The sequence below is a fragment of the Paractinoplanes durhamensis genome (assembly GCF_016862175.1).
Taxonomy (GTDB): domain Bacteria; phylum Actinomycetota; class Actinomycetes; order Mycobacteriales; family Micromonosporaceae; genus Actinoplanes; species Actinoplanes durhamensis.
The window spans coordinates 1-6,313 of record NZ_BOML01000055.1 but is presented as its reverse complement, the minus strand read 5'-3'; the positions used below and the strand labels follow the sequence as shown (position 1 = coordinate 6,313).

General features: G+C 67.7%; 3 protein-coding genes and 1 pseudogene. 2 read left to right on the top strand and 2 right to left on the bottom strand.

All coding sequences use genetic code 11. The features are described from left to right. Nucleotides 1-73: 73 nt before the first annotated feature. The gene (locus Adu01nite_RS33195; RefSeq protein ID WP_203732917.1) at nt 74-514 is read right to left on the bottom strand and encodes a VOC family protein; all 441 of its coding nucleotides are present in this window, start codon (nt 512-514) and stop codon (nt 74-76) included. 245 nt (nt 515-759) lie between these two features. Here Adu01nite_RS33195 and Adu01nite_RS33190 point away from each other — a divergent pair, with 245 nt between their 5' ends. Then, nucleotides 760-918: a GNAT family N-acetyltransferase gene (locus tag Adu01nite_RS33190; protein ID WP_203732914.1), complete on the top strand. Its 159-nt coding sequence runs from the start codon at nt 760-762 to the stop codon at nt 916-918. 33 nt (nt 919-951) lie between these two features. Continuing rightward, nucleotides 952-1,569, top strand: a pseudogene (locus tag Adu01nite_RS48980) (GNAT family N-acetyltransferase); the annotation flags it as partial. Nucleotides 1,570-1,656: 87 nt separating this feature from the next. Here the strand turns inward: Adu01nite_RS48980 and Adu01nite_RS33180 are convergent. Further along, entirely contained in the window at nt 1,657-2,412 is a 756-nt protein-coding gene (locus tag Adu01nite_RS33180) for a hypothetical protein (protein ID WP_239132876.1), read from the bottom strand. Between the last annotated feature and the right edge of the window lie 3,901 nt (nt 2,413-6,313).

Below are 6,313 nucleotides of genomic sequence, written 5' to 3'. Positions count from 1 at the left end.
TGCCGGGCGTCGTCGCGCCATTCAGCTGCCGGGCGTCGTCGCGCCATTCAGCTGCCGGGCGTCGTCGCTTCGTTCAGCCGACGCGCTCGGCCAGCGAGACGATGATCCCCTCCGGCCCCCGGATGTAGGCCATCCGCCAAGCACCCTCGTACTCACCGACGCCACCGACCAGCCCGTAGCCCTCGTTCGCGGCCCAGTCGACAGCGCCCTGCAGATCGTCGACCTCGAACGACACGTTGCGCAGTCCCAGCTCGTTGGCCATCGCGGCCGGCGAGCCCGGCACCGAGTCGGGCCGCACGAACCGCGCGAGCTCGAGGCGGGCACCACCGTCGGGCGACTTCAGCATGACGATCTCGGTGCGCGAGTCAGGAATGCCGCAGACCGTCTCCAGGAACTCGCCCTCGACGAACGCCCGCCCTTCGACCTCCAGCCCGAGCGCCACGAAGAAGGCGGTCACGACATCGAGATCCGCGACCGTGATGCCGATGTGGTCGAAGCGCCGTACGTACGTCATGGGCCGTGCTCCCGTCGTCGTGCCGAACATGCATCTGCCACCGCAGGCGGCGTTCACAGTATCGAGGCGGCCCCGCGCGAACGTCCCGCAGCGGCCCTTCACGGCCGGGCGGGGTGGCGCCAGAAATGGGCACTGGCGCGATAACTGCGATTGCACCGGAGCCGAGGAGGAGCGCCGCTCGTTAACCACCACTCAGCCCAGGGTCTCCCCGGTTGGGTTGCGTGGGTCGCGCAGGATGCATGGCCATGACGATCGTCTTGTCCGTGCCGGGCGAAGGATCCGCCTTGGTGCTGCGGCCGTGGCGGTTCGACGACCTGCCTGCGCTGGTCGCGGCGCACCGAGATCCGGAGCTGCGCCGCTGGCTGTCCACTTCGCTCGCCGACGAGCCCCAGGCCCAGCAGTGACTGTAGCTACAGGCCGCCGGTTGGGCCGCCAAGACAAGGTTCAGTTTCGCCGTGGTCGCCGACGCGGATGACCGTGCGCCGTGCGGCCTGGTGGCGGTGACGATCGGGACCGCCGCCGGCGCGGCGGAGGTCGGCTACTGGACTGCGACCCAAGCACGAAAGCAGGGCGTCGCCGCCCGCGCGCTGGAGACCGTGTCGCGATGGGCGCTGGGGACACAGAACATGGTTCCGCTGACCCGCTTGGACCTGTTCCACACGACCACCAATCAGGCGTCTTGCCGGGTGGCAGTCATGTCCGGCTACCCGCTACGCGATCTACTCCCGGCCACACCGCCCGCTTTCCCGTCCAGGCCGCTTGCCACTCCCGGCCGCTTGCCACTCCCGGCCGGGCCGGATCGTGTTGATCGGCGAGACGCGGCGCGGGTGGAGTGGGGGGTGGGGTGGGGCGCTTGGTCGGTGGGAAGGATTGCTTACAGACGGCTGGCGGGCGAGAACGCCGAGAGATCACCGCGACGCGCGGTGCTGCCAGTCTTATGGGTGGCGGTCTTTCTGGCTGCTGTCACTCGTCCCGGACCGGTTTTGGCGTTCCCGCCCCCGGGGCTCAATCGGCTTGGTGGCGGCCAGGAGTCGGGCCGGCATCGCGCGCGGTGAGCTTGCCGTGGTGCTCGCTTGGCTTGAGCAGCTGGGGGCGGGGATCGTGCGTTTGTGGACGGTGACTCGCGTACGTTCCGCTTGGTCTTAGGTTGTTGCCTGTGGCTGCGCCGTGGGTTTGTCGATGGCGCCGCTCTCCGCAGCGATCGTCGGGGGCGGCGTTGAGTCGGTCTTTGCCGATTCGATGTCGCCCAGCGTTGCCGGTCGCTGGTCTTCCTCTTCGGGGGTGCTGGGCGAGGGCTCGTTGCTGTTCGCGGCCGGCGAGTAGGTGATCGTGGACGGGGCTTCCCACTGGATGTGCGGGGGCTCGGCGATGGCCTCGCCGCCGAAGCCGGCCAGCCATGCGGCGACCAGGGCGAGGTTTTCGCGCCACTGCTGCTCCGGGATCACCGGGAGGATGTCGTCCCAGAGGGAGAGGAACGTGCCGCGGAGTTGGAGGCGGCCGTAGGGGCGCGCGAGGAACCACAGGTGCAGGTGAGCGGAGCCGTCACCCCAGCGGTTGACGTGCACGCGGGCGACGCCGTCGAGGGAGCGGATCGCGCGCTCGAGGCGGACCGTCATGACGCCGAGCTCGGCGGCCAGGAGGTTGGGGAGGTCGCCGAGGTCGAGGTGGGAGCGGCACTCGAGGATCAGGACCATCGGCAGGCCGGTGGGGCGATCCATGGCCCGGACGCGCCAGCGTTCGCTGATCCAGATGTACGCATCGTCGGGAGTGGCGCAGGCGACGCAGTCACTTGCGTCCTCACCGCTGCGCGGCGGCTCGACCTCCACTGGAGCGGCCAGCGGTTTGACCCGCATGTCGCCCTCGAAGGGGAATGAGGGCCAACGCGTGAAGTCGGGCAGCGGCGCGGAGTTGTCGGGCACGAGGGGACTTTAGCCCAGGCCAGGGCGGCTGTCCTGGGTCAATTTCTGGCCTGTGGAGTAACACCCCGTAAGTCCTCCGAACTACGAGATCAACGTCGATGCTCATCACAGTATGTGGGCACAGGAGTACTCCAGTAGTTATCCACAGAAGTTATCCACAGGCCGCGCCGTTTCACGTGAAACGCGACGTCGCAGGCTTGCACTGCCTGTGGATGAAGCGGTGGATGAGGCGATCGGGATCGGCCGCGTTTCACGTGAAACAGAGATTGTTGGTTTCTCAACAGGAGTTACGCACAGGGTGTGGATAGTGGTCTGGACTTATATGAGGCGGGTTTGGGGGCGCTTGAGCCGGGCCGATGGAACGCGAGTGAATCTCAGTCGTGTTTCTGTAGGTGGGCCTACCTGGCCATTGGCAGCGGGGCCATCGACCTGGTCGGCCCTGGGAGCTCCGGGGTTCCGCTGAGGTCGCGGGCTTGGCTTCGTTCAGATGGGCCGGCTGCTCAGAGAGAACGATTGCTGTCTGTCGCTGGTGGCGCTGGATGCCACGCCCGCCGGTGATCGGCCCGCTTCGTCGGGCCGCCCGCCTTCGCGCCGCCCGCCTTCGCGCCGCCCGCCTCCCACGCTGCCCGCCTCCCAAGCCGCCGCTTCACCAAGCCGCTGCTTCACCAAGCCAACCGCTTTCCGGGCTTACCTAACCGGGCCGAGTTAGCCCGGGAGGTCCGACTCGGGAAGCGCCGGCTCAGCCCCGTAATCGACACGGTCGATCGGCGCGGACGATTGCTCCCGGCGTTCGACACTTGACCAACGGCCTGGCCGCTCTTTGCACCGGCCATCGTCAGGGCCGGCCTCGGTTGCTAGGCCATGGATTCTTCACGGGCGAGATCGATTTGATCGCGTGCCCCTGCGGGTCAGTTGGAGCGATCGGATGCCTCGGCGACGAGCGGCATCGGCGGCGTTCGCGCTCCAGTGGGATTGCCCGTTCCGCCAATGCCGATGGCGCCAGCTTTCATCCGCGAAGGCCCTTGGGCAGAAGCCCTCGAGCGGAGTCGTCAGCCCGACATCGGCCGTGGCACCCACCCGGCTCTCCGATGCGCACCGGGACCATAAGCCAACGGCCTGCGCTCGGGGATCGGAGGTAGCGGGAAGCCGTGCTTCCTCCCGCGTTGGCGAGCCGTACCCCTCGGTTGCTGTTCGCTGGACCCGCCTCATAGCGCCCAGTGGTACGCCGTGTGGGCCAGCCGACGTCGATGACGTGTTCCGCCCGCCACCGTCGGGCGGGCACGAAAGTCGAGCACCCTGGTGTGGGACTCGGAAGGTCCTGTCGGTGCCGAGCTGTTCCCGAGTGGCTCACTCCCTGTCGGAGGCCTTCACTCGTTGACGGCATCGAGTCTCGGTCCAGAGATCCTGTGGTCCATGCCGCCCGACCTAGCGTCCCGAGACGACACAGTTGGAGATGCGCGGCCACCGCTACAGCCAAGTTCGTTCTCACCGCCAAGTCTTTGGTCGTCGACCGCGGGCGGATATTCCGCACCGGCCTCCGTGGGCTTGCTTTGATTCCGCGTAGGTCTCCACTCGAGATTGGTGGGCGTAGCTCGGCATTGGTGGGCGTAGCTCGGCTCGCGCGTTGGCGTAGCTCGGCTCAGTTGAAGCTGCAACGACGCCAAACACCCTCCTTGGTGGATTCTTCAAATGCTGACTGCCGCCTTCATCCTTCGAGCGATCAGCGGGGATCCGCTCGGTTAACGGCCAGGCGCTGACATCGGCTCCAAGCCCGGAGAGCGTCGACTCAACATGCCTGCCGGCGATCCGCTCCTCGAGGACGTCCGTCCGACGTTCGCCGGGCAGTCACAGGATCCGGAGATTCTGTCGGCCCTCTCGACTTCGCCGTGCGCGAGCGGCTCACTCGGCCGTGCGCGAGCGGCTCGCTTGATCGCGCGTCGACGGCAGTCCTGCGGCGTCTTCCGTGCGTCGCCAGAGAGGTCGTCGTCCGGCGCTGGCCACACGCTCGTTCGGCGAGATTCCGATCCCCGGCAGCCCAAGTCAGCGCCCGCGTCCCAGGAGGCATCTCGCGTTCAAGTGGCCGCCGGAACCGGAGGTCGGGCCGTGACGGGCCGGAGGGCGGTGCCGGGCAGCTAGCTCGCCTCCGTCGCCCTCCCATGCCCCAGCAGCCGCATGATCTCCGACGCGTTCGAGCTGTCCTCCTCGGCGGACCTAGTGGGGTTGATCCGGTCGACGTGCACTGAGTCGTGAGGCCAGTCGATGCTGACGCGGCGGCCGGCCGGTTGTCCGCCGGCGCTGGTATGGCCAGGCTGATAACCGCCGGGCCGGATGACTCGTGGATCATCGTGTCGTACCGGTCGTGCATGACCATCCGAGTCGCTTCGGTCCACGCCTCAGTGACGGCGCTGTGCCCGCGGATTCCACACCGAACTCCGCGACCATCCATGCTCAACTCAGTCGGCGGGTTACATCGCCTGGTAGGCAACCGATGCCTCCGCTCCTCGCGTCGAGGGCTCGCCGACGTTCAGGAGGGGCCAGGCCGTTCGGGGGCAGCCCTCGCGCTCGGCGCTGCACCACCCATTCTCGACTCCGTCATTTCGGCGACTGCGCCGCGGCTTCTCCCATTCGATCTCCTGGCCCACTCCTGGGTCAGTCCGGATAGTCGCGACAAGAATCGGGATTGGCCCTGCCGCATGCGACCACGCCTTCCGTGACGTCCGGAAGGAGATCACGCCCTGATCGCCTTCGTTCCCTCGCCAACGCCTTCCTCGAGCGCGGGCCGTGGATCGCGAAGGCCACCACATGTCGGCGGCCTCTTCGACGCCAACGGATGCCTCTTCGTCGTGCTCGCTGAGGCAGAAGAAAGTCGACGCCATGGGTCGGCAAGCCGGCCTCCGTCGCCATTGCCCGGACCGTCTTGTTCCCGATCGCCCTTCTGCGGGCCATCGGCTCTCTGCGCCGCGAGGAGTGTGCGGCGATGACACGGGCCTGGCTCCCGGGGCTGTCGGTGGCTTCGTCAGCCGGCGAGTCGGCTCCTCGTATTGCTTGATGCGTGGCCGAGCAGACTGTCCAGAATGCTGGCGGGTCTGCAGCAGGCACCTCGGATGCCTGCCGATGCTGACTGGCGCCGACACGTAGTTGGCTCTGGTGCGAGGAGGCGATCAGCCAAGGCGCTCGCTTCCGCTGGGCCAGGCGAACTCTCGACTGCTGAACTGCCGCTGACGGCAACCCTGGCCAAATCCTGCTGACCGGTCCCAATTCCTGTAGCCGATGTCGACCCAGTGAGCAGAGGCAGCCGCGCGCTTGGTCGCTGGTCGAACGCTCGGCCAGCCGTCGTCATCTCAGCGACCAAGTCACCCATCCTCTGTCGTAGACGAACGAGATGGCCGACGCTCGAAGGCTGCTCGGCGAGCGGGCCCTCGGAGCCTCGACGACGCCTGTTTCTCGCCGTTGGATCCGCTCGCGCGTTCTCGGAAACAGTTGCCCCTCGGCCGGAACAGCGACGGTTAGCGCATGCCCGAAGGATCGAGATAACGCCGGCCGGGCACCGCGACAGTCAGGTCGGTTCTGCTTGGGAACATCGCCGTCGGATTCTCGCCCCGGAACTCAAGCGAGGACCACCGCCCATTCCTTTCTTGCGGCAGTGCGACGAGACGGGTTCGACTCGACGGTCTCCGGTGGCAGCTCAACGTCTCACGATCCCTTCCCCAGTCAGGTCGGTGGTGAGCTCGCGATCGTCCCCCAGAGAGTGGCGCGTGATCGCTTCTTCAATAGAGGAGGCCTCAGGAACGCCGGCTCCCGGCTCCCGGCTCCCGGCTCCCGGCTCCCGGCTCCCGGCTCCCGGCTCCCGGCTCCCGGCTCCCGGCTCCCGGCTCCCGGC